The following is a 22,959-nucleotide window of genomic DNA, read 5'->3' as shown; positions in this document are numbered from 1 at the left end:
CCAGCTTCTGGCTCTTACTGTGAAACAATTCATCGACTTCATCCCGCTGTTGCTGTTTTTCATCGTTTACAAAACCGACCCTCGCGTTATCGATCTTGCCGGCCACGAGCTGACCCTCGGCGGCATCTACAGCGCCACGGCGGTGCTGATCATCAGCTCCGTGGTGGTCTACGGCGCGCTCTTCATCTCCCAGCGCAAGCTGGAAAAAAGCCAGTGGCTGACCCTGATCGCCTGCCTTGTGTTCGGCAGCCTGACCCTGGCCTTCCACAGCGAAACCTTCCTTAAATGGAAAGCCCCGGTGGTCAACTGGCTGTTCGCCCTGGCCTTTATCGGCAGCCACTTCATCGGTGATCGCCTGCTGATCAAGCGGATCATGGGCCACGCGCTGACCTTGCCAGACCCGGTGTGGACCCGCCTGAACATCGCCTGGATCGTGTTTTTCCTGTTCTGCGGCGCCGCCAACCTGTTCGTCGCCTTTACCTTCCAGAGCTACTGGGTGGACTTCAAGGTGTTCGGCAGCCTGGGCATGACCGTGCTGTTCCTGGTCGGCCAGGGTATCTACCTGTCGCGCCACCTGCATGACACCGACCCTACCACGCCGAAAACCGAGGACTGACATGCTCTACGCCATCATTTCCACCGACGTCGCCAACTCCCTGGAAAAACGCCTGTCCGTACGCCCGGCCCACGTCGAGCGCCTGAAACAGCTGCAAGCCGAAGGCCGCCTGGTACTGGCCGGCCCGCATCCTGCGGTAGACAGCAACGACCCGGGAGACGCCGGTTTCATCGGTAGCCTGATCGTCGCCGAGTTCGCCTCCCTGGCGGCGGCACAAGCCTGGGCCGATGCTGATCCGTATGTAGCGGCCGGCGTGTACGCCCAGGTGCTGGTCAAACCGTTCAAGCAAGTCCTGCCTTGATTCGTTGCGCGCTGAACCAAATGGCTTCAGCGCACTCCTAAACGCTCATTATTCCCGGTAACCTGCCGACAACGTTCTGAATATTCGTGTGGAATCAGGAGTTCCGATGCGCTTACGTCAGTTGTGTCTGTTGGCAGTGTTAATGATCGGGGCTACGGCCCACGCTGAAGAAACCTCGAACACCGGCAGTTCCACGCCCCTGTCCTTGAGTGCCGGCAGCCAGATCACCGATTTGCAGCAACGTTTGAAAGAAAGCGAACGCCAGCGCGATGAGCTGAGCAAGCAATTGCAAAGTGCTGACGCCACGCGGGAAAGTACCCAACTGAGTAAACTGCGCCAGGAGAACCAACGCCTGGTCCAGCAACTCAAAGAAGCACAGGGCAGTGCCTTGCCACGCTGGCTTACCGAGCAACAACAATGGTTCGTGACCGGCGGGGCAGTCGCACTGATCGCCCTGTTATGCGGGATCTTCGCCAGTGGCGGGCACCGGCGCCGTCGACAATGGCTAAATTGAGTGAGTCATGAGCGAGCTGTTACTGATAGATGATGACCAGGAGCTCTGTGAGCTGCTGACCAGTTGGTTGAGCCAGGAAGGTTTCCAGGTGCGCGCCTGCCATGACGGCTTGAGCGCCCGCAAGGCATTGGCCGAAGCCGCCCCGGCGGCAGTGGTGCTCGACGTGATGCTGCCCGACGGCAGCGGCCTGGAGCTGCTCAAGCAATTGCGCAGCGACCACCCGGAACTGCCGGTGCTGATGCTCTCGGCCAGGGGCGAACCCCTGGACCGGATCCTCGGCCTGGAACTGGGCGCCGACGACTACCTGGCCAAACCCTGCGATCCTCGTGAACTGACCGCGCGCCTGCGCGCCGTGCTGCGCCGCAGCCACCCGGCCGCCGTGTCCACTCAGCTGGAGCTGGGCGACCTGTGCTTCAGCCCGGTGCGTGGCGTGGTCACTATCGATGAACAGGAATTTGCCCTGACCGTGTCCGAAAGCCGCCTGCTGGAAGCCTTGCTGCGTCAGCCCGGCGAGCCGCTGGACAAGCAGGAACTGGCGCAAATCGCCCTGGGCCGCAAGCTGACCCTGTATGACCGCAGCCTGGACATGCACGTCAGCAACCTGCGCAAGAAGATCGGCCCGCACCCGGATGGCCGGCCACGGATCGTGGCGCTGCGTAGCCGCGGCTATTACTACAGCCTCTAGCCCGCGTAGCAGCTGTCGAGCCTCGGCGAGGCTGCGACAGCATCGCCTCGGTACAGGTGTCAGACCGCAGCGCCTGCCTCGCAGCCTCGCCAAGGCTCGACAGTTGCTACGGTCGCCAATAGTTTTGTCAGCCCCGCCCAAAATCCTCTTTACCCAAGCTTTACCGTCCCCTGACTGCCGCTGACCTTGATCTCCGTAATCTACTCACATCCGGACTCACCGGAATAGAGACAGGAGAATCACCATGCGCAAGACCCTTATCGCTTTGATGTTCGCTGCTGCCCTGCCAACCGTTGCCATGGCCGCTGCGCCAGAAGGCCCAGGCCCGATGGGCGGTCCTGAAGGCCACATGATGGGTGGCCCAGGTCACGGCGGTGAACACGGCATGCGGGGCAAAGGTGGCCCTTTCAGCCAGCTGGACCTGAGCCCTGAACAGCGCCAGCAGATCGGCAAGTTGATGGGCCAGCAATGGCACGCTCGCAAAGAGTTGGTGCGCAAGTACCTGGACAAACTGCCAGCCGCTGATCAGAAAGCCATGAAAGACGAAATGGCGGCCGCCAAGCAGAAAACCCAGACCGACATCCGTGCCGTGCTGAAACCCGATCAACAGAAGAAATTCGACGAGATCGTGAAGAAACAAGCCGAGCGCCGCGCCGAGTGGAAGGAATTCCAGGCCTGGAAAGCCCAGCAGCCGCAAAAAGCGCAATAATGATCTAGCTTCACTCCCAGCCCAGTGGCCACCGCCGCTGGGCTTTTCCTGTTTGAGGATTTCTTGTGCGTTCATTGTTCTGGCGCGTCCTTGCCAGCTTCTGGCTGGCCATCGCCCTGGTTGCCGGGTTGTCGATCCTGCTTGGGCATATGCTCAACCAGGACGCCTGGATTCTCAGCCGCCACCCCGGGCTCAATAACCTCGCGCAGGAATGGACGCAGCTTTACGAGGCCCAGGGCGAGGACGCCGCCCAGGAGCTGCTGCAGCAGCGCAAGCGTCAGTACCACATTGACGTGCAAGTGCTTAACGAAAGCGGCGAGCCTGTGGTGCGCGGCACTTTCCCGCGCCGCGCCGCCGCCCTCGAAGCCCGGCAAAACGACAGCCAGGACCGCCACCTGCCCTGGCGCCGGCTGACCGCCGAGTACACCAGCGAAAAAACCGGCGACACCTACCTGCTGATCTACCGCATTCCCCACCCGGAACTGGACGCCTGGCACCGCAGCAGCCTGCTCTGGCCGTTAAGTGCCCTGGCGATTGCGCTGGTGGTGCTGACCCTGTTCAGCCTGTTGGTGACGTTGTCCATCACCCGCCCCCTCAGCCGCCTGCGCGGCGCAGTGCACGACCTGGGCCAGACCACCTATCAGCAGAACAGCCTGGCGCGGCTGGCCAACCGTCGCGATGAATTCGGCGTACTGGCCACCGACTTCAACCGCATGGGCGCCCGCCTGCAAAGCCTGATCGGCAGCCAGCGCCAGTTGCTGCGGGATGTGTCCCACGAACTGCGCTCGCCCCTGGCCCGCCTGCGGATCGCCCTGGCCCTGGCAGAACGGGCCACGCCCGAAGCGCGGGAAAAACTCTGGCCGCGCCTGACCCGCGAATGCGACCGCCTGGAAGCGCTGATCAGCGAAATCCTGGTACTCGCCCGGGTGGACGCTGATAACGCCAGTGCCGAAGACATCGACCTCAACCCGTTGCTCCGGACCCTGCAAAAAGACGCCTTGCTCGGCGCGCCGGACCAACCCGTGCAGCTGGATGCCGAGGCCGGGCTGCACCTCAAGGGCTGGCCGACCATGATCGAACGCGCGGTGGATAACCTGCTGCGCAACGCCCAACGCTTCAACCCGCCCGGCCAACCGATTGAAATGGAAGCCAGACGCCAGGGCGAACGCATTGTGATCAGTGTGCGCGACCACGGCCCCGGCGTGGATGCCGAACACCTGAGCCAACTCGGCGAGCCGTTTTACCGCGCCCCGGGGCAAACCGCCCAGGGCCATGGCCTGGGCCTGGCCATCGCGCGGCGCGCCGCAGAGCGCCATGGCGGCAGCCTGATCCTGGCCAATCATCAAGGCGGCGGCTTTATCGCCAGCGTGGATCTGCCGCTGGAACCGGGGGTTGTCATTCAACCCTGATGATCTTCTATGATGGTCCTTCTCATTAGGAGGGCCTTTGATGACTGATCTGCTCACCCCCATCCAGGAAGCACTCGATTTACCCGTCACCCCACTGGCCGTAACCGAAGTCGGCGCGCTGCCCTCAACCTTTGCCGTCACCGAGCTGGCCAGCGCCAGCATCGGTGCCGCGGGCCAGGCGGTCGCCCAGTTGCTGTTGCAGCAAACCGGGCGCCTGCCCTCGGTGACCGTGGACCGGCGCCTCGCCTCGTTCTGGTTCTCCTCCTCGCTGCGCCCCGACGGCTGGACCACCCCGCCGCTGTGGGACCCGATTGCCGGCGACTACGCCTGCACCGATGGCTGGATTCGCCTGCACACCAATGCACCGCATCACCGTGCCGCCGCCGAGCGCGTACTCGGGCAGGTCGCTGACCGTGAAGCAATGGCCGCGAAGGTTGCGCCATGGACCGCTGCCGAGCTGGAACAGGCGATCGTCGAAGCCAACGGCTGTGCGGCGCAGATGCGCTCATGGCAAGACTGGCAGGTGCATCCACAAGGCTTGGCGGTCAATCAGGAACCGCTGGTCCATCGCCAGACCTTTGCAGCCCTCAGCGACAAACCCTGGTTGGGCTCGGTGGCAAGGCCGCTGGCGGGCATCAAGGTGCTGGACCTGACGCGCGTATTGGCCGGCCCCACCGCCAGTCGTTTTCTCGCAGGCCTCGGCGCCGATGTACTGCGCATCGACTCCCCTGACTGGAACGAACCCGGCGTGGTGCCGGAAATGACCCTGGGCAAACGTTGCGCCCGCCTGGACCTGAAAAACCCCGACGACCGCCTGATCTTCGAAAACCTGCTCAAGGACACCGACATTCTGCTGCACGGCTACCGCGCCGATGCACTGGAACAGTTGGGCTACGGTGAGGCTGCGCTGCAAGCCATCGCGCCTGGCCTGATCGACGCCAGCCTCAACGCTTACGGCTGGAGCGGCCCGTGGCGCAATCGCCGGGGGTTCGACAGCCTGGTGCAGATGAGCACCGGGATTGCCGAGGCTGGCAGGCAGTGGAAAAACTCGGACAAACCGGTGCCGCTGCCGTTGCAGGCGCTGGACCACGCCACCGGGTATTTGATGGCGGCCAGTGCGATCCAGGCGTTGAGTGAACGATTGAAATCCGGCCGCGGCGGTTCGGCACTGTTGTCCCTCGCGCGCACGGCAAAACTGTTGGTGGACGCAGGACAAGTCCCGGAACAACTACCGCTGCGGGCCGAAGAACCGGGTGATCAAGGCTTGGTGGTGGAGCAAACCGCCTGGGGCCCGGCCCACCGCTTGCTGCCCCCGGTGACCATCAGCGGGACACCGTTGCAGTGGGACTTGCCCGCCGGGGAATTGGGCTCACACCGCCCTCAGTGGTGACCGAAGATCCTGTGGCGAGGGAGCTTGCTCCCGCTGGACTGCGCAGCAGGCCCCAGCTTTTGGGTCAATGGGGCCGCTTCGCGCCCCAGCGGGAGCAAGCTCCCTCACCACAGGTATGCAGAATCAATCCGCGCGGCTCAGTGATGTCCACAAATGCTGCGCCGCATAGGCTCTAAGCGGTCGCCAGGCCTCAGCCCGCGCCAGCAACTGGCGCGGGCTCACCGGCCCGCCTTCCAGCGCCACCAGCGCATTGATCAAACCGATATCCCCCGAGGCAAACGCATCCTGCTCGCGCATCTGGCGCATGGCGATGTACTGCGCCGTCCAGTCACCAATCCCGGGTAATGCGACTAACCGCGCCACACCTTCCTTCAGGTTCGCCTTCGCCTGGAAGATCTGCGGGTCATCCAGCAACGCCTGGGCCACGCCCGACAAGGTACGCCCGCGACTTTTCGGCATGCCGAGGGTTGCCAAATCTGCGGCTGCCAGCACCTCGGCCGAAGGAAACACATGGGTCACACCGGCATGGGGCGTCACCAGCTGCGTGCCGTACTGCGCCACCAGCTTGCCCGCCAGCTTGATCGCCGCCACCACGCTAATCTGCTGGCCCAACACCGCGCGGATCGCCAGCTCCAAACCATCCCAGGTTCCCGGCACCCGCAAGCCAGGACGCGCCGCCGCCAAGCTCGCCATCAAGGGATCATTCGCCAATTGCCGGTTGATCCGCTTCGGGTCAGCCGACAGGTCAAACATGTCCCGTAACCGCCGCTCAATTTCCGGCAACGCAGCCGGGTCAGGAAAATCCACCGTCACCTCAAGCCAATCCCCGGTCCCGGGCGACACACTGAGCCAACCCTGCTGACCGTCGACACTGATACTGCGTGAGTAAACGCCAGCATCCACAGTCTCCATCCCGCCGATCGCCCGCGCCGACAAAAAGCCCAACATCGCCGCCCAGTCATATGGCGCCTGATACGCCAGCTGCATTCTCACAACGACAATACCCCGCTGTACAACCCATACGCCGCCAGGCTCGCCCCGGCGATCACGCAGGCGAAAATGCCTTTTTCCAGATGGGTAAACAAGGGCTGGCCCTGCTCGCGCTTGGCCAGGGCAAACAGGATCACGCCCGGTGCATACAGCAGCGCCGACAGCAGCAAGTACTTCAGGCCACCGGCGTAGAGCAGCCACACCGCATAGGCCAGGGCGATCAGGCTCACCAGCAGGTCCTTGGTGCGTTCGCCATGGGCGCCTTCGTAGGTTTCACCGCGGCCGCTCAACAGCACCGCATAAGCCGCCGACCACAGATAGGGCACCAGGATCATCGACGACGCCAGGTAGATCAGGGTGGTGTAGGTACTTTCCGAAAACAGCGTGATCACCAGGAACAGCTGGATCATCACATTGGTCAGCCACAGCGCATTGACCGGCACCTGATTGACGTTTTCCTTTTTCAGGAACGCCGGCATGGTCTTGTCATGGGCGGTGGCATAGAGAATTTCGGCGCAGAGCAAGGCCCACGACAGCAGCGCGCCCAACAGCGAAACCGCCAGGCCGATGCTGATCAACAGCGCGCCCCACGGGCCAACGATATGTTCCAGCACCCCGGCCAGGGACGGGTTTTGCAGGTTGGCCAGTTCCGGCTGGCTCATGATCCCGAGCGACAGCAGGTTGACCAATACCAGCAGCGCCAACACCCCCAGGAAACCGATGACCGTGGCCCGGCCCACGTCCGAGCGTTTCTCGGCCCGCGCCGAGTAGACACTGGCGCCCTCGATGCCGATAAACACAAACACCGTGACCAGCATCATGTTGCGCACCTGATCCACCACGCCGCCGAAATTCGGATTACTCAGGCCCCAGATATCCCGGGTAAAGATATCGGCCTTGAATGCCACGGCGGCGATCACGATAAACATCACCAACGGCACGATCTTGGCCACGGTGGTGATCTGGTTGATGAACGCCGCCTCCTTGATGCCGCGCATCACCAGGAAATGCACCGCCCACAACAACACCGATGCGCAGCCAATCGCCACCGGGGTATTGCCCTGGCCGAACACCGGAAAAAAGTAGCCGAGGGTACTGAATAGCAACACGAAGTAACCGACGTTGCCCATCCAGGCACTGATCCAGTAGCCCCAGGCCGACGAGAAACCCATGTAGTCGCCAAACCCGGCCTTGGCGTACGCGTATACGCCGGAATCCAGTTCCGGCTTGCGGTTGGCCAGGGTCTGGAACACAAAGGCCAGGGTCAGCATGCCCACGGCGGTAATGCCCCAGCCAATCAACACCGCGCCTACCTCGGCCCGCGCCGCCATGTTCTGCGGCAACGAGAAAATCCCGCCGCCGATCATCGAGCCCACCACCAGGGCGATCAAGGCATTGAGGCGCAGCTTTTCCGAGGATTGGGACATGAACACTCCTGAACAAAACAACCATTGAGCCAACAACTGTGCACTCAACTAACTTATTAAGCCGGCGCAGCGTTTATTAGATATAGCCAATAAAGGCGCCGGCTTCATAACTTAAAGGCATGACAATAAACAGCGTTAAGGCAAATTTATAATTTAAATAACGCTGCGCTGTAAAAGTTTGCATATCTGCAAATACGGGCTAGCTTCAAAGGTCCATGCTAATGAGAAAACCTGTTGTTTGAAACGCAGAACCGCTCTACGACGAGCCTCTGCGAGGCACTTGAGCGCCCGTACCTTTCATCATAAGTCATTAATTCACAATGGAATGTGCCAATGAAGTGATCTGAGTCAGCTGTTTGATTAGCGCACGGATTTATTCTGTGGTCTCTCTTCTCCTGCATTGGAGTCATGCGATGTCTGAATCTCCCGGAAAACTTCGACTCGGCGCACTGGTTGCACTTGTCGTGGGTTCAATGATTGGTGGCGGGATCTTCTCACTGCCGCAAAACATGGCGGCCAGCGCCGATGTTGGCGCGGTACTGATTGGTTGGGTGATCACCGCCGTGGGCATGTTGACCCTGGCGTTCGTGTTCCAGACCCTGGCCAATCGCAAGCCCGACCTCGACGGCGGGGTCTATGCCTACGCCAAGGCCGGGTTTGGCGACTACATGGGTTTCTCATCCGCCTGGGGTTACTGGATCAGTGCCTGGTTGGGCAACGTCGGCTATTTCGTGCTGCTGTTCAGCACCCTCGGTTACTTCTTCCCCATCTTCGGCGAAGGCAACACCCCGGCGGCGGTGATCGGCGCGTCGGTGCTGCTGTGGGCCGTGCACTTCCTGGTACTGCGCGGGATCAAGGAAGCCGCGTTCATCAACCTGGTGACCACCATCGCCAAGGTGGTGCCACTGGTGCTGTTTGTGTTGATCGCGCTCTTCGCGTTCAAGCTGGACATCTTCACCGCCGACATCTGGGGCGTGAAAAACCCGGACCTGGGCAGCGTGATGAACCAGGTGCGCAACATGATGCTGGTCACCGTCTGGGTGTTCATCGGCATTGAGGGTGCGAGCATCTTCTCGTCCCGCGCCGAAAAACGCTCCGACGTCGGCAAGGCCACGGTGATTGGTTTTATCACCGTGCTGCTGTTCCTGATGCTGGTGAACGTGCTGTCCCTGGGGATCATGACCCAACCGGAATTGGCCAAGCTGCAAAACCCGTCGATGGCCGCCGTGCTGGAGCACGTGGTGGGTCACTGGGGCGCGGTATTGATCAGCGTCGGCTTGATCATTTCCTTGCTGGGGGCGCTGCTGTCGTGGGTGCTGCTGTGTGCGGAGATCATGTTCGCCGCCGCCAAGGACCACACCATGCCGGAGTTCCTGCGTAAGGAAAACGCCAACCACGTGCCGGCCAACGCCCTGTGGCTGACCAACGCCATGGTGCAGATTTTCCTGGTGATCACGCTGTTCTCGGCCAGCACTTACCTGTCGCTGATCTACCTCGCCACCTCGATGATCCTGGTGCCTTACCTGTGGTCGGCGGCCTATGCACTGCTGCTGGCGGTGCGCGGTGAAACCTATGAAAGCGCCCCGGGCGAACGCAGGAAAGACCTGCTGATCGGCGCCATCGCGTTGATCTACGCGGTCTGGCTGCTGTACGCCGGTGGCACCAAGTACCTGTTGCTGTCCGCCCTGCTCTATGCCCCCGGCGTGATCCTGTTCGCCATGGCCAAGCATGAACTGGGCAAACCGATTTTCACCAACGTCGAGAAGCTGATTTTCGCCGCAGTCGTCATAGGTGCCCTCGTGGCGGGCTATGGCCTCTACTCCGGCTTCCTGACCCTGTAATCATTGTTCACTGGAGGATCTGTAATGACCACGGAAAAAGTGAAGTACGGCGTACATTCCGAAGCCGGCAAACTGCGCAAAGTCATGGTGTGCTCCCCAGGTTTGGCCCACCAGCGGCTGACCCCAAACAACTGCGATGAACTGCTGTTCGATGACGTGCTGTGGGTAGCCCAGGCCAAGCGCGACCACTTCGACTTCGTGACCAAGATGCGCGAGCGCGACATCGATGTGCTGGAGATGCACAACCTGCTGACCGACATCGTCGCCATCCCCGAAGCGCTGGACTGGATCCTGGAGCGCAAGATCACCGCCAACCAGGTGGGCCTGGGGCTGGTCAATGAGGTCAGCTCGTGGCTGCGCAGCCTGGAGCCGCGCAAGGTCGCCGAGTACCTGATCGGTGGCGTGTCGGCCGATGACCTGCCGAGCAGTTTCGGTGGCAAGACCATCGAGATGTTCCGCGATTTCCTCGGCCACTCAAGCTTCATCCTGCCGCCGTTGCCCAACACCCAGTTCACCCGCGACACCACCTGCTGGATCTATGGCGGCGTGACGCTGAACCCGATGTACTGGCCGGCGCGACGCCAGGAAACCCTGCTGGCCAGCGCCATCTACAAATTCCACCCCGAGTTCACCAACGCGGACTTCCAGGTTTGGTACGGCGACCCTGACCAGGAACACGGCAACGCCACCCTGGAAGGCGGCGACGTGATGCCGATTGGTAACGGCGTGGTGTTGATCGGCATGGGCGAGCGTTCCTCGCGCCAGGCCATCGGCCAACTCGCCCTGAACCTGTTCAAGCACAAGGCCGTGGAGCGTGTGATCGTCGCCGGCCTGCCGAAATCCCGCGCGGCGATGCACCTCGACACCGTGTTCAGCTTCTGCGACCGCGACCTGGTCACGATCTTCCCGGAAGTGGTCAACCAGATCGTCGCTTTCACCCTGCGCCCGGACGAGACCAAGCCCGGCGGCATCGACATCCAGCGCGAAAAAACCAACTTCCTCGACACCGTCGCCGCCGCCCTGAACCTCAAGGCCCTGCGTGTGGTGGAAACCGGCGGCAACAGCTTCGCCGCCGAGCGCGAGCAGTGGGATGACGGCAACAACGTAGTGGCCGTGGAGCCTGGCGTGGTGATCGGCTACGACCGCAACACCTACACCAACACCTTGCTGCGCAAGGCCGGTGTGGAAGTCATCACCATCAGCGCCGGTGAACTCGGCCGTGGCCGTGGCGGCGGCCACTGCATGACCTGCCCGATCATTCGCGACCCAATCGACTACTGATATTCAAACCCTGGCCGCCGCTCATAAGGCGCCGGCCAGGGGGATAACCTAAACAGAAGGAGATCCACCATGGCTTTTAATATGCGCAACCGCAGCCTGCTGTCGCTGATGCACCACACCACTCGCGAGCTGCACTACCTGCTGGACCTGTCCCGCGACCTCAAGCGCGCCAAATACACCGGCACCGAGCGTCCGCACCTGAAGGGCAAAAACATCGCGCTGATCTTCGAAAAAACCTCGACCCGCACCCGTTGCGCGTTCGAAGTGGCGGCCCATGACCAGGGTGCCCACGTCACCTACATCGACCCGGTGTCGTCGCAGATCGGCCACAAGGAAAGCATGAAGGACACCGCCCGCGTCCTCGGCCGGATGTTCGATGCCATCGAGTACCGTGGCTTTGAACAGGAAATCGTCGAAGAGCTGGCCAAGTTCGCCGGGGTGCCGGTGTTCAACGGCCTGACCGCCGAATTCCACCCCACCCAGATGATCGCCGACACCCTGACCATGCGCGAGCACAGCGACAAGCCGCTGCATGACATCAGCTACGCCTACCTGGGCGACGCCCGCTACAACATGGGCAACTCGCTGCTGATGATCGGCGCCAAGCTGGGCATGGACGTGCGCATCGGCGCACCGAAAGCCCTGTGGCCCCATGCTGACTTCATCAAGCAGTGCCAGGCATTCGCCGAGGAAAGCGGCGCGCGCATCACCATCACCGAAGACCCGAAGGAAGCGGTGAAAGGCGTGGACTTCATCCACACCGATATCTGGGTGTCCATGGGCGAACCGGTGGAAGCGTGGGACGAGCGCATCGAGCAACTGCTGCCGTACCAGGTCAACGCCAAGATGATGAAGGCCTCGGGCAATCCCCGCGTGAAATTCATGCACTGCCTGCCGGCGTTCCACAACAGCGAAACCAAGGTCGGCAAGGACATCGCCGCGCGTTATCCGAACCTGGCCAATGGCGTGGAAGTGACCGAAGAAGTGTTTGAGTCCCCGGCCAACATCGCCTTTGAGCAGGCGGAAAACCGCATGCACACCATCAAGGCGATCCTGGTGTCGGCGCTGGCGGATATCTAAACCAATACCGCTCCCACATTTGGCCCGGTGTTCACAACGCTGGATTCTGGAAGGACAACCTTATATGCGTATCGTCGTTGCACTGGGCGGCAACGCCCTTCTGCGCCGTGGTGAACCCATGACCGCAGACAATCAACGGGCCAATATCCGCATCGCCACCGAACAGATCGCCAAGATCCACAAAGGCAACGAGCTGGTGATTGCCCACGGCAATGGCCCGCAAGTGGGCCTGCTGTCGCTGCAGGCTGCCGCCTACACCCAGGTTTCACCTTACCCGCTGGATGTGTTGGGAGCCGAAACCGAAGGCATGATCGGGTACATCATCGAACAGGAACTGGGCAACCTGCTGGACTTCGAAGTGCCGTTCGCCACACTGCTGACCCAGGTCGAAGTCGACGCCAAGGACCCGGCCTTCCAGAACCCGACCAAACCCATCGGCCCGGTGTACTCCAAAGCCGAAGCGGAAAAACTGGCCGCTGAAAAAGGCTGGGCGATTGCCCCCGATGGCGACAAGTATCGCCGCGTGGTGGCCAGCCCACGGCCAAAACGGATCTTTGAAATCCGCCCGATCCAGTGGCTGCTGGAAAAAGGCAGCATCGTGATCTGCGCCGGTGGCGGCGGGATTCCGACGATGTATGGCGAAGACGGCAAGCTCAAGGGCATTGAAGCCGTGATCGACAAAGACCTGTGCTCCTCGTTGCTGGCCGGGCAACTGGACGCCGATTTGCTGGTGATCGCCACCGACGTCAATGCCGCCTTTATCGACTTCGGCAAGCCCACCCAGAAAGCCATCGGCCAGGCGCACCCGGACGAAATCGAAAAGCTCGGCTTCGCTGCCGGCTCCATGGGACCCAAGGTCCAGGCCGCGTGCGAGTTCGCCCGCCAGACTGGAAAAACCGCAGTGATCGGTTCACTCTCGGACATCGAAGCAATTGTCCAGGGCAGCGCCGGCACCCGCATCAGTACCGCAAAACCTGGCATCACCTACCTGTGAAGTAGAGGAGAAACGCCTATGGCTACCTTTGAACCTGGTCACCTGCACATCGAACGCCACGCGCTGAACAAGGATGACTACAGCTACAACCTGTGCATCGACTACGAAGTCAGCCAGGACCCAAAGGAAGGCAAGGGAATGCTCTTCAAGATGCACGGCACGGTGCAGGGCAAGGAGCTCAAGGAAGAGTTCTTCCTGCCCAAGGACCAGTCGTTCGACTTCGCCCGGCAGGCGATGAACATCGCGCAGAAGTACGGCATGCCGAAGATTGCCGTGCTCAATGGCCAGATGCACAAGCAGTACGATTTGATGTTTGAGGATGTGCGCCATCAGTTGGATGTGAAGCCTGGGGATCCGGTCAAACCCGAACACCTCGAATAACCCGATTTCCCAGGCACCAACCATCAAATGTGGGAGCGGCGGTGCGACGATTCGACTTGCTCGCGAATGCGGTGTATCAGTTGATACATCCGGTGACTGACACACCGCATTCGCGAGCAAGCCCGCTCCCACATTTTGATCTCTATCTTCTCCAAGGCATACTTGCCACCTCTCGCTCGCCAGAACCAAAAACAGCCCCATGCGTATCCACGTCAGCTTCATCGACCGCGTCGGCATCACCCAGGAAGTCCTGGCCTTGCTCGGTGGGCGCAATCTGAACCTGGATGCGGTGGAAATGGTTCCGCCCAACGTCTACATCGACGCCCCGACCCTAAGCGCCGAGGTACTGGAAGAGCTGCGTGATGCACTGTTCAGCGTGCGCGGCGTGCAAGCCGTGACCGTGGTCGACATCCTCCCCGGCCAGCGCCAGCACCTGCAACTCGACGCCCTGCTCGCCGCCATGACGGACCCGGTACTGGCCCTGGACAGCGCCGGCAAGATCCTGCTGGCCAACCCGGCGCTGATCGCCTTGTACGGTCGCGAACCCGCCGGGGAAAGCATCAACGAACTGTTCGACGACCCAACCCTGCTGGCCACCCTGCTGGAACACGGCTTTCGCCTGGCCCTGCGGGAAATCAGCGTCAACGGCCAGACCCTGCTGCTGGACGCCACGCCGATCACCGACGCCGGCGCCCTGCTGACCCTGTACCAACCCAACCGCATCGGCGAACAACTGTCGGCGCTGCACCATGACCACGCCGAAGGTTTCGACGCGTTGTTGGGCGAGTCCCCGGCGATCCGCACCCTCAAGGCGCGGGCGCAACGGGTGGCGGCGCTGGATGCACCGTTGTTGATCCAGGGCGAGACCGGCACCGGCAAGGAGCTGGTGGCCCGTGCCTGCCACGCCATCAGCGCACGCCACAGCGCGCCGTTCCTGGCCCTGAACTGCGCGGCGCTGCCGGAGAACCTGGCCGAGAGCGAACTGTTCGGCTACGCCCCCGGCGCCTTCACCGGTGCCCAGCGCGGCGGCAAGCCGGGGCTGATGGAACTGGCGAACCAGGGCACGGTGTTCCTCGACGAGATCGGCGAGATGTCACCTTACTTGCAGGCCAAGCTGCTGCGGTTTCTCAACGACGGCAGCTTCCGCCGGGTAGGCGGCGACCGTGAGGTGAAGGTCAATGTGCGGATCCTCAGCGCCACCCACCGCGACCTGGAAAAAATGGTCAGCGAAGGCACCTTCCGCGAAGACCTGTTCTACCGCCTCAACGTGCTCAACGTCGAAGTGCCGCCCTTGCGCGAGCGCGGCCAGGACATCCTGCTGCTGGCCCGCTACTTCATGCAGCAGGCCTGCGCGCAGATCCAGCGCCCGGTCTGCCGCCTGGCGCCGGGCACCTACCCGGCGCTGCTGGGCAACCGCTGGCCGGGCAACGTGCGGCAATTACAGAACGTGATCTTCCGCGCCGCGGCCATTTGCGAAAGCAGCCTGGTGGACATCGGCGACCTGGACATCGCCGGCACCTCGGTGGCGCGGCAGAACGATGGTGAAGTCGACAGCCTGGAGCAGGCCGTGGAGGATTTCGAGCGCGGGTTGCTGGAGAAGCTCTATGTCAGCTATCCGTCCACGCGCCAGCTGGCCAGCCGCCTGCAAACCTCCCACACCGCCATTGCCCATCGCCTGCGCAAGTACGGTATTCCCAACAAGCCCTGACTGACTGCACGCGATCAAAATGTGGGAGCGGGCTTGCTCGCGAATGCGTTGGGTCAGTCAATACATTCGGCACTGACATACCGCATTCGCGAGCAAGCCCGCTCCCACATTTGATCTACGGCGCCCTCAAAAGCGACCTCCGCCTGTACTGAAAGCGCTACAGTGGAACGATATCAATACACACCGTCCCAGGCGTCGCGATGCAAGGCTTTGATCCTCATAGTCTTTTTTTCAATGGCCCAGCTGTAGCGATATCGCTACAACCACCTTCCGATCATCACCCGCCATAATCAGTAACTAATTGTTTTATAACGATAAAAAAACATTGGCCGCAATTTTGCTAAGCAACTCCCCATTATTCCAATCCCGTCCACCAGACGAATCTGGCCCTGAGGAGTTTCCATGAGCGAGTTGCGCTTTACTGAAGATCACGAATGGCTGCGCGCCGAAGCCGACGGCAGCGTGACCGTGGGCATTACCGCTTTTGCGCAGAACGCGCTGGGTGATGTGGTTTTCGTGCAACTGCCTGAGCTGCAGTCCTACGACAAAGGGGCAGAAGCCTCCACCGTTGAATCGGTCAAGGCCGCCAGCGGCGTATACATGCCATTGGACGGCGAAGTCCTCGAAGTAAACGACAAGCTGGACGGCAGCCCCGAGCTGGTCAACGAAGACCCGATGGGCGAAGGCTGGTTCTTCCGCTTTAAACCGGCTGATGCCGACGCAGTAGCTAAGCTGTTGGATCAGGATGCGTATGACCGCCTGATCAAAGCCAACGCTGAAGCCTGAGGAGCGCGCCATGACTAATCTGACCACCGCCAACGAATTCATCGCCCGCCACATCGGCCCGCGCCAGGACGACGAGCAACACATGCTCGCCACCCTGGGCTTTGATTCCCTGGAAGCCTTGAGCGCCAGCGTGATCCCGGAGAGCATCAAGGGCACCGCCGTACTGGGCATGAGCGATGGCTTGAGCGAAGCCGACGCACTGGCTTCGATCAAGGCGATTGCCGCCAAGAACGAGCTGTTCAAGACCTACATCGGCCAGGGCTACTACAACTGCCACACACCGTCGCCGATCCTGCGCAACCTGCTGGAAAACCCGGCCTGGTACACCGCCTACACGCCGTATCAGCCGGAGATTTCCCAGGGCCGCCTGGAGTCGCTGCTGAACTTCCAGACGCTGATCAGCGACCTCACCGGCCTGCCGATCGCCAACGCCTCGCTGTTGGACGAAGCCACCGCCGCTGCCGAAGCCATGACCTTCTGCAAACGCCTGAGCAAGAACAAAGGCAGCAACGCGTTCTTCGCCTCCGTGCACAGCCACCCGCAAACCCTCGACGTACTGCGCACCCGTGCCGAGCCACTGGGCATCGACGTGGTGGTGGGCGACGAGCGTGAACTGTCCGACGTCAGTGCCTTCTTCGGCGCCCTGCTGCAATACCCGGCGAGCAACGGTGACGTATTCGACTACCGCGAGCTGACCGAGCGCTTCCACGCCGCCAACGCACTGGTGGCCGTGGCCGCCGACCTGCTGGCCCTGACCCTGCTGACCCCGCCGGGTGAGTTCGGCGCCGACGTGGCCATCGGCAGCGCGCAACGCTTCGGCGTGCCGCTGGGCTTCGGTGGCCCGCATGCGGCGTACTTCTCCACCAAGGATGCGTTCAAGCGCGACATGCCGGGCCGTCTGGTCGGCGTCTCCGTGGACCGTTTCGGCAAGCCGGCCCTGCGCCTGGCCATGCAGACCCGCGAGCAGCATATCCGCCGCGAGAAGGCCACCAGCAATATCTGCACCGCCCAGGTATTGCTCGCCAACATCGCCAGCATGTATGCCGTGTACCACGGCCCGAAAGGCCTGACCCAGATCGCCAACCGCATTCACCACCTGACCGCGATCTTCGCCAAAGGCTTGGGCGCATTGGGCCTGGCGGTTGAACAAACCCACTTCTTCGACACCCTGACCATCAAGACCGGCGCGCAAACTGCTGCCCTGCACGACAAGGCTCGCGCCCAGCGCATCAACCTGCGTGTGGTCGACGGCGAACGCGTTGGCCTGTCGGTGGACGAAACCACCTCCCAAGCCGACATCGAAACCCTGTGGAGCGTGTTCGCCGGCGGTAAAGCCCTGCCGGACTTCGCCGCATTGGCTGCCAGCGTTGAAAGCACCCTGCCGGCCGCGCTGCTGCGCCAGTCGCCAATTCTCAGCCACCCGGTGTTCAACCGTTACCACTCCGAAACCGAGCTGATGCGCTACCTGCGCAAACTGGCCGACAAGGACCTGGCCCTGGATCGCACCATGATCCCGCTGGGCTCGTGCACCATGAAGCTCAACGCCGCCAGCGAAATGATCCCGGTGACCTGGGCCGAGTTCGGTGCCCTGCACCCGTTCGCCCCGGCCTCGCAAAGCGCCGGCTACCAGCAACTGACGACCGAACTGGAAGCCATGCTCTGCGCGGCCACCGGTTACGACGCGATTTCCCTGCAACCGAACGCCGGTTCCCAGGGCGAATACGCCGGCCTGCTGGCCATCCGTGCCTATCACCAGAGCCGTGGCGAAGAACGCCGCGACATCTGCCTGATCCCGTCGTCGGCCCACGGCACCAACCCGGCCACCGCCAACATGGCCGGCATGCGCGTCGTGGTCACCGCCTGCGATGCACGCGGTAACGTCGACATCGAAGACCTGCGTGCCAAGGCCATCGAGCACCGCGAGCACCTCGCAGCGCTGATGATCACCTACCCGTCCACCCACGGCGTGTTCGAAGAAGGCATCCGCGAAATCTGCGGGATCATTCACGACAACGGCGGCCAGGTGTACATCGACGGCGCCAACATGAACGCGATGGTCGGCCTCTGCGCCCCGGGCAAGTTCGGCGGCGATGTGTCCCACTTGAACCTGCACAAGACCTTCTGCATTCCCCACGGCGGTGGCGGCCCGGGCGTCGGTCCGATTGGCGTCAAATCCCACCTGACGCCGTTCCTGCCCGGCCATGCCGCGATGGAACGCAAGGAAGGCGCGGTGTGCGCCGCACCGTTCGGCAGCGCGAGCATTTTGCCGATCACCTGGATGTACATCAGCATGATGGGCGGCGCGGGCCTCAAGCGCGCTTCGCAGTTGGCGATCCTCAACGCCAACTACATTTCCCGTCGCCTGGAAGAGCACTACCCGGTGCTGTACACCGGCAGCAACGGCCTGGTGGCCCACGAATGCATCCTCGACCTGCGCCCGTTGAAAGACAGCAGCGGCATCAGCGTGGATGACGTGGCCAAGCGCCTGATCGACTTTGGTTTCCATGCGCCGACCATGTCGTTCCCGGTGGCTGGCACCCTGATGATCGAGCCGACCGAAAGCGAATCCAGGGAAGAACTGGACCGCTTCTGCGACGCGATGATCGCCATCCGCGAAGAGATTCGCGCGGTGGAAAATGGCTCGCTGGACAAGGACGACAACCCGCTGAAGAACGCACCACACACTGCTGCGGAACTGGTTGGCGAATGGAGCCACCCATACAGCCGTGAACAAGCGGTGTACCCGGTGGCGTCGTTGATCGAAGCCAAGTACTGGCCGCCGGTTGGCCGGGTCGACAACGTGTTTGGCGATCGCAACCTGGTGTGCGCGTGCCCGTCGATCGAGAGCTACGCGTAACCTGATGTGGGAGCGGGCTTGCTCGCGAATGCGGAGTGTCAGTTGATACATCTGGTGACTGACCCGCCGCTTTCGCGAGCAAGCCCGCTCCCACATTGGACCGCGTACATCCGTTCAATAATAAGAAACCGGAGAACAACCATGTCTTTAAGCGTGTTCGACCTGTTCAAGATTGGCATCGGCCCCTCCAGCTCCCACACCGTCGGCCCGATGCGCGCTGCCGCTCGATTCGTCGAGGGACTGAAGCGCGACAACCTGCTGGGCGCCACCACCTGCGTCAAGGTGGAGCTCTACGGCTCACTCGGCGCCACCGGCAAAGGCCACGGCAGTGACAAGGCCGTATTGTTGGGCCTGGAAGGCGAGCACCCGGATACCGTGAACACCGAAACCGTTGCCGCCCGCCTGTTGGAAATTCGCGGCAACGCACGCTTGAACCTGCTCGGCGAACACAGCATTGCGTTCAACGAGAAAGAACACCTGGCGATGATTCGCAAACCCCTGCCCTATCATCCCAACGGCATGATCTTCCGCGCCTTCGACGCCGCCGGCTTGCAGATTCGCAGCCGCGAGTACTACTCGGTGGGCGGCGGGTTTGTGGTGGATGAAGACGCCGCCGGCCACGACCGGATTGTCGAAGACGCCACGCCCCTGACGTTCCCGTTCAAAAGTGCCAAGGACTTGCTCGGCCATTGCGCCACCTATGGGCTGTCCATCAGCCAGGTGATGCTGACCAATGAAAGCGCCTGGCGCCCGGAAGCGGAAACCCGCGCCGGCCTGCTGAAGATCTGGCAGGTGATGCAGGACTGCGTGGACGCGGGCTGTCGCAACGAAGGAATTTTGCCGGGAGGGCTGAAGGTCAAGCGCCGCGCCGCCGCGTTGCATCGCCAACTGTGCAAGCACCCGGAATCGGCGCTGCGCGACCCGTTGTCGGTGCTGGACTGGGTCAACCTCTACGCCCTGGCGGTCAACGAAGAAAACGCCAATGGCGGGCGCGTGGTGACGGCGCCCACCAACGGTGCGGCCGGGATTGTGCCGGCGGTGTTGCACTACTACATGCGCTTTATCCCGGGGGCCAGCGAAGACGGAGTGGTGCGCTTCCTGCTCACCGCCGCAGCCATCGGCATTCTGTACAAGGAAAACGCCTCGATCTCCGGCGCCGAAGTCGGCTGCCAGGGGGAAGTCGGCGTGGCCTGTTCCATGGCTGCCGGCGCCCTTTGCGAAGTGTTGGGCGGTACGGTTTCCCAGGTAGAAAACGCCGCCGAGATCGGCATGGAACACAACCTCGGCCTGACCTGCGACCCCATCGGCGGCTTGGTGCAGGTGCCCTGCATCGAGCGCAACGCAATGGGTTCGGTCAAGGCCATCAATGCGGTGCGCATGGCCCTGCGCGGCGACGGGCAACACTTCGTGTCCCTCGACAAGGTCATCCGCACCATGCGCCAGACCGGCGCCGACATGAAAAGCAAATACAAGGAAACCGCCCGTGGCGGTTTGGCGGTCAACATTATCGAGTGCTGACGCCTATAAGCGCGTCCGCACGTTTTTCAGGAGCTGAATATGTCCACCGAAACCCTGTTGAAAACCCCGTTGCACGCCCTGCACATCGAACTGGGCGCGCGCATGGTGCCCTTCGCCGGCTACGACATGCCGGTGCAATACCCGCTGGGCGTGATGAAAGAACACCTGCACACCCGTGAACAAGCCGGGTTGTTCGATGTGTCGCACATGGGCCAGATCCGCCTGACCGGCGCCGGTGCCGCCAAGGCTCTGGAAACCCTGGTGCCGGTGGACATCATCGACCTGCCGGTGGGCATGCAGCGTTATGCGATGTTCACCAACGAGCAAGGCGGCATCCTGGATGACCTGATGGTCGCCAACCTGGGTAACGACGAACTGTTCCTGGTGGTCAACGCCGCCTGCAAGGACCAGGACCTGGCCCACCTGCGCCAGCACATCGGTGACCAGTGCACCATCGAACCACTGTTCGAGGAACGCGCCCTGCTGGCCCTGCAAGGCCCGGCTGCCGTCAGCGTGCTGGCGCGCCTGGCGCCGGAGGTCAAGCACATGACCTTCATGCAATTCGCACCGACCCGCCTGCTGGGCGTGGACTGCTACGTCAGCCGCTCGGGCTACACCGGCGAAGACGGCTTCGAAATCTCGGTACCGGCCGCGAACGCCGAGGCCCTGGCCCGCAGCCTGCTGGCCGAAACCGAAGTACAGGCCATCGGCCTGGGCGCCCGCGACTCCCTGCGCCTGGAAGCCGGCCTGTGCCTTTATGGCCATGACATGAACACCGAGACCACGCCGATTGAAGCCAGCCTGTTGTGGGCAATTTCCAAGGCCCGTCGTGCTGATGGCGCACGCGCCGGTGGCTTCCCGGGCGCCGATGCGATCTTCACCCAGCAACAAACCGGCGTCAGCCGCAAACGCGTAGGCCTGTTGCCACAGGAACGCACGCCGGTCCGTGAAGGCGCAGAAATCGTCGACGAACACGGCACCGTGATCGGCAGCGTCTGCAGCGGCGGTTTTGGCCCGAGCCTGGGCGGCCCGCTGGCCATGGGTTATCTGGACAGCGCTTTCATCGCACTGGATACCGAAGTATCTGCGTTGGTACGTGGGAAAAAGGTGCCACTACGTGTAAGTAAAATGCCATTCGTGCCACAACGTTACTACCGTGGTTGATTGACTGTTCCTATAAGTAACGCGGTTGCGTTAACGTGCACTAATCTGTAACGCAACCGCCACATTAAAGTGCATTGACGATAGTCAATGTTATGTTCAGTCACCTATAACAAGTGACGAATTCTATCGAATAAACGCGTTCCACATTGTGGACAGAAGTGTAACGAGGCCGAGCAAAACCTGGGGTTTTGCCGGGGCTTGTTTTTTCTGTATTAGTTGGCGTAGAGTTTGCCCACTGTGTTTGCATGGGTCGCTTTGAACCTGGACCTGGGCAGTAGCCAAAGTTTGCTACAACCCGTTCGACGTCTCTTACTTTCCTGCAACCCAGCCCAGTACTCTTTCATGTGAAAGGGGCTGTCATTAATTTTTTTGCGTCAAGGAAATAAGAAAATGGCTGATCGTCAGAGCGGTACCGTCAAGTGGTTTAACGACGAAAAAGGGTTTGGTTTTATCACTCCAGAAAGCGGTCCGGATCTGTTCGTCCACTTCCGCGCTATTCAGGGCAACGGCTTCAAAAGCCTGAAAGAAGGCCAGAAAGTGACCTTCATCGCGGTGCAAGGCCAGAAAGGCATGCAAGCCGACGAAGTACAAGCAGAAGGCTGATCCTTGCTGCGACAAAAAGCCCCTGATATGACATCAGGGGCTTTTTTATGGGCGTTCTTCCGTAAAATGGCTTTTTTCCTGCCGAGAGCCATGCCATGTCGAAACACCTGCTGAGCCCCCAAGGCGAGTTTCCCGCCGTAGGCCTGGGCCGTCGTCTGGCAGCGATGTTCTATGACTTCCTGTTGTGCACCGCCCTGCTGATCGTCACGGCCTTCATCTACAAGCTGGTGTGGATGGGGTTTGTCGGTGAGGCCAAGTTGCGGGCGCTGTCTGAGTCTGGCGCGCTGGATGGTGATCCGCTGTTGTCGACGATTTTGTTTTTTGTGTTGTTTGGGTTTTTTGCCAAGTTCTGGACGCACTCGGGGCAGACCCTGGGCATGCAGGTTTGGGGGGTGCGGGTGCAGAACGCTGATGGGTCGCGGATTAGTCTGTGGCAGGCGTTGTTGCGGTTTGTGGTGTCGATTGCTTCGTGGTTGTGCCTGGGGCTTGGGTTTATCTGGTCGTTGTTCGACAAGCAGAAACGTGGCTGGCATGACATTTATTCGGATACGCGGTTGGTGCGGGTTCCGAAGAAAAAGAAGTAGGTTTTTAGATTGGGGGCATATCCGTTGCTGCGGTGATGGCTGGCATTGGTTCCGCTCTTACAGCGGCTCACTTTTGAACAGCGCAAAAGTAAGCAAAACGCTCTTGCCCCACCACTCGGCT

General features: G+C 61.6%; 21 protein-coding genes. 19 read left to right on the top strand and 2 right to left on the bottom strand.

From position 1 onward, the window contains the following. The first annotated feature begins 19 nt into the window (after window positions 1-19). From AC3WKX_RS29220 to AC3WKX_RS29190, 7 genes are all read left to right on the top strand, one after another. Complete coding sequence (locus AC3WKX_RS29220) at window positions 20-616, top strand: septation protein A (RefSeq protein WP_087692656.1); 597 nt, start codon at window positions 20-22, stop codon at window positions 614-616. Window position 617: 1 nt separating this feature from the next. Further along, window positions 618-917 (top strand): YciI family protein, encoded by a 300-nt coding sequence (locus AC3WKX_RS29215; RefSeq protein ID WP_087692655.1) that lies wholly within the window; start codon window positions 618-620, stop codon window positions 915-917. 106 nt (window positions 918-1,023) lie between these two features. Then, complete coding sequence (locus AC3WKX_RS29210) at window positions 1,024-1,431, top strand: SH3 domain-containing protein (protein WP_003220067.1); 408 nt, start codon at window positions 1,024-1,026, stop codon at window positions 1,429-1,431. A gap of 7 nt (window positions 1,432-1,438) precedes the next feature. Beyond that, complete coding sequence (locus AC3WKX_RS29205) at window positions 1,439-2,116, top strand: response regulator transcription factor (RefSeq protein ID WP_003220065.1); 678 nt, start codon at window positions 1,439-1,441, stop codon at window positions 2,114-2,116. A gap of 244 nt (window positions 2,117-2,360) precedes the next feature. Continuing rightward, on the top strand, window positions 2,361-2,825 hold the full coding sequence (locus tag AC3WKX_RS29200) for a Spy/CpxP family protein refolding chaperone (RefSeq protein WP_087692654.1): 465 nt from the start codon (window positions 2,361-2,363) through the stop codon (window positions 2,823-2,825). 65 nt (window positions 2,826-2,890) lie between these two features. Continuing rightward, complete coding sequence (locus AC3WKX_RS29195) at window positions 2,891-4,234, top strand: sensor histidine kinase (protein ID WP_003220063.1); 1,344 nt, start codon at window positions 2,891-2,893, stop codon at window positions 4,232-4,234. A gap of 40 nt (window positions 4,235-4,274) precedes the next feature. Next, complete coding sequence (locus tag AC3WKX_RS29190; RefSeq protein ID WP_102605964.1) at window positions 4,275-5,624, top strand: CoA transferase; 1,350 nt, start codon at window positions 4,275-4,277, stop codon at window positions 5,622-5,624. Between the two features lie 123 nt (window positions 5,625-5,747). Here the strand turns inward: AC3WKX_RS29190 and AC3WKX_RS29185 are convergent, their stop codons facing one another. Further along, window positions 5,748-6,611 carry a DNA-3-methyladenine glycosylase family protein gene (locus AC3WKX_RS29185; protein ID WP_102605963.1) on the bottom strand — a complete coding sequence of 288 codons (864 nt, stop codon included), beginning with the start codon at window positions 6,609-6,611 and terminating at the stop codon, window positions 5,748-5,750. 2 nt (window positions 6,612-6,613) lie between these two features. After that, entirely contained in the window at window positions 6,614-8,041 is a 1,428-nt protein-coding gene (gene arcD, locus AC3WKX_RS29180) for an arginine-ornithine antiporter (RefSeq protein WP_003220058.1), read from the bottom strand. A 413-nt stretch (window positions 8,042-8,454) separates the two neighbouring features. Here arcD (AC3WKX_RS29180) and arcD (AC3WKX_RS29175) point away from each other — a divergent pair, with 413 nt between their 5' ends. The 12 genes from arcD (AC3WKX_RS29175) (at window position 8,455) to AC3WKX_RS29120 (ending at window position 22,838) form a co-directional block, all read left to right on the top strand. Continuing rightward, window positions 8,455-9,882, top strand: coding sequence for an arginine-ornithine antiporter (arcD, locus tag AC3WKX_RS29175; RefSeq protein ID WP_003220056.1), 1,428 nt, complete (start codon window positions 8,455-8,457; stop codon window positions 9,880-9,882). A gap of 24 nt (window positions 9,883-9,906) precedes the next feature. Next, window positions 9,907-11,163, top strand: a complete 1,257-nt coding sequence (arcA, locus tag AC3WKX_RS29170; protein WP_003220054.1) for an arginine deiminase — start codon at window positions 9,907-9,909, stop codon at window positions 11,161-11,163. Between the two features lie 69 nt (window positions 11,164-11,232). Continuing rightward, window positions 11,233-12,243 carry an ornithine carbamoyltransferase gene (locus AC3WKX_RS29165; RefSeq protein ID WP_003220053.1) on the top strand — a complete coding sequence of 337 codons (1,011 nt, stop codon included), beginning with the start codon at window positions 11,233-11,235 and terminating at the stop codon, window positions 12,241-12,243. Between the two features lie 64 nt (window positions 12,244-12,307). Beyond that, complete coding sequence (gene arcC, locus AC3WKX_RS29160) at window positions 12,308-13,237, top strand: carbamate kinase (protein WP_087692649.1); 930 nt, start codon at window positions 12,308-12,310, stop codon at window positions 13,235-13,237. A gap of 18 nt (window positions 13,238-13,255) precedes the next feature. Continuing rightward, a complete protein-coding gene (locus AC3WKX_RS29155) occupies window positions 13,256-13,618 on the top strand; it encodes a DUF5064 family protein (protein ID WP_003220051.1) in 363 nt (120 codons plus the stop codon). A gap of 199 nt (window positions 13,619-13,817) precedes the next feature. Then, window positions 13,818-15,326 carry a transcriptional regulator GcsR gene (gcsR, locus tag AC3WKX_RS29150; protein ID WP_102605962.1) on the top strand — a complete coding sequence of 503 codons (1,509 nt, stop codon included), beginning with the start codon at window positions 13,818-13,820 and terminating at the stop codon, window positions 15,324-15,326. Between the two features lie 402 nt (window positions 15,327-15,728). Beyond that, the gene (gcvH, locus tag AC3WKX_RS29145; RefSeq protein WP_003220049.1) at window positions 15,729-16,112 is read left to right on the top strand and encodes a glycine cleavage system protein GcvH; all 384 of its coding nucleotides are present in this window, start codon (window positions 15,729-15,731) and stop codon (window positions 16,110-16,112) included. Window positions 16,113-16,122: 10 nt separating this feature from the next. Then, window positions 16,123-18,969 carry an aminomethyl-transferring glycine dehydrogenase gene (gcvP, locus tag AC3WKX_RS29140; protein ID WP_102605961.1) on the top strand — a complete coding sequence of 949 codons (2,847 nt, stop codon included), beginning with the start codon at window positions 16,123-16,125 and terminating at the stop codon, window positions 18,967-18,969. 141 nt (window positions 18,970-19,110) lie between these two features. Continuing rightward, on the top strand, window positions 19,111-20,487 hold the full coding sequence (locus tag AC3WKX_RS29135; RefSeq protein ID WP_003220047.1) for an L-serine ammonia-lyase: 1,377 nt from the start codon (window positions 19,111-19,113) through the stop codon (window positions 20,485-20,487). Between the two features lie 39 nt (window positions 20,488-20,526). After that, on the top strand, window positions 20,527-21,651 hold the full coding sequence (gene gcvT / locus AC3WKX_RS29130) for a glycine cleavage system aminomethyltransferase GcvT (protein ID WP_003220046.1): 1,125 nt from the start codon (window positions 20,527-20,529) through the stop codon (window positions 21,649-21,651). Window positions 21,652-22,041: 390 nt separating this feature from the next. After that, window positions 22,042-22,254: a cold-shock protein gene (locus tag AC3WKX_RS29125; protein WP_003220045.1), complete on the top strand. Its 213-nt coding sequence runs from the start codon at window positions 22,042-22,044 to the stop codon at window positions 22,252-22,254. 95 nt (window positions 22,255-22,349) lie between these two features. Then, window positions 22,350-22,838, top strand: coding sequence for an RDD family protein (locus tag AC3WKX_RS29120; RefSeq protein ID WP_003220044.1), 489 nt, complete (start codon window positions 22,350-22,352; stop codon window positions 22,836-22,838). The last annotated feature ends 121 nt before the right edge of the window (window positions 22,839-22,959 follow it).

The organism is Pseudomonas sp. GP01-A4 (assembly GCF_058780865.1).
The sequence above is the reverse complement of the archived record's forward strand: the minus strand, read 5'-3'. Positions and strand labels throughout refer to the sequence as shown.

Excerpts from the sequence above, each read along its gene's own strand:
- arcA (WP_003220054.1), top strand. The coding sequence starts at position 9,907 with ATGACCACGGAAAAAGTGAAGTACGGCGTACATTCCGAAGCCGGCAAA.
- gcsR (WP_102605962.1), top strand. The coding sequence starts at position 13,818 with ATGCGTATCCACGTCAGCTTCATCGACCGCGTCGGCATCACCCAGGAA.
- arcD (WP_003220056.1), top strand. The coding sequence starts at position 8,455 with ATGTCTGAATCTCCCGGAAAACTTCGACTCGGCGCACTGGTTGCACTT.
- gcvT (WP_003220046.1), top strand. The coding sequence starts at position 20,527 with ATGTCCACCGAAACCCTGTTGAAAACCCCGTTGCACGCCCTGCACATC.
- gcvP (WP_102605961.1), top strand. The coding sequence starts at position 16,123 with ATGACTAATCTGACCACCGCCAACGAATTCATCGCCCGCCACATCGGC.
- AC3WKX_RS29205 (WP_003220065.1), top strand. The coding sequence starts at position 1,439 with ATGAGCGAGCTGTTACTGATAGATGATGACCAGGAGCTCTGTGAGCTG.
- AC3WKX_RS29125 (WP_003220045.1), top strand. The coding sequence starts at position 22,042 with ATGGCTGATCGTCAGAGCGGTACCGTCAAGTGGTTTAACGACGAAAAA.
- arcC (WP_087692649.1), top strand. The coding sequence starts at position 12,308 with ATGCGTATCGTCGTTGCACTGGGCGGCAACGCCCTTCTGCGCCGTGGT.
- gcvH (WP_003220049.1), top strand. The coding sequence starts at position 15,729 with ATGAGCGAGTTGCGCTTTACTGAAGATCACGAATGGCTGCGCGCCGAA.
- AC3WKX_RS29210 (WP_003220067.1), top strand. The coding sequence starts at position 1,024 with ATGCGCTTACGTCAGTTGTGTCTGTTGGCAGTGTTAATGATCGGGGCT.
- AC3WKX_RS29120 (WP_003220044.1), top strand. The coding sequence starts at position 22,350 with ATGTCGAAACACCTGCTGAGCCCCCAAGGCGAGTTTCCCGCCGTAGGC.
- AC3WKX_RS29135 (WP_003220047.1), top strand. The coding sequence starts at position 19,111 with ATGTCTTTAAGCGTGTTCGACCTGTTCAAGATTGGCATCGGCCCCTCC.
- AC3WKX_RS29200 (WP_087692654.1), top strand. The coding sequence starts at position 2,361 with ATGCGCAAGACCCTTATCGCTTTGATGTTCGCTGCTGCCCTGCCAACC.
- AC3WKX_RS29190 (WP_102605964.1), top strand. The coding sequence starts at position 4,275 with ATGACTGATCTGCTCACCCCCATCCAGGAAGCACTCGATTTACCCGTC.
- AC3WKX_RS29155 (WP_003220051.1), top strand. The coding sequence starts at position 13,256 with ATGGCTACCTTTGAACCTGGTCACCTGCACATCGAACGCCACGCGCTG.
- AC3WKX_RS29185 (WP_102605963.1), bottom strand. The coding sequence starts at position 6,611 with ATGCAGCTGGCGTATCAGGCGCCATATGACTGGGCGGCGATGTTGGGC.
- arcD (WP_003220058.1), bottom strand. The coding sequence starts at position 8,041 with ATGTCCCAATCCTCGGAAAAGCTGCGCCTCAATGCCTTGATCGCCCTG.
- AC3WKX_RS29215 (WP_087692655.1), top strand. The coding sequence starts at position 618 with ATGCTCTACGCCATCATTTCCACCGACGTCGCCAACTCCCTGGAAAAA.
- AC3WKX_RS29165 (WP_003220053.1), top strand. The coding sequence starts at position 11,233 with ATGGCTTTTAATATGCGCAACCGCAGCCTGCTGTCGCTGATGCACCAC.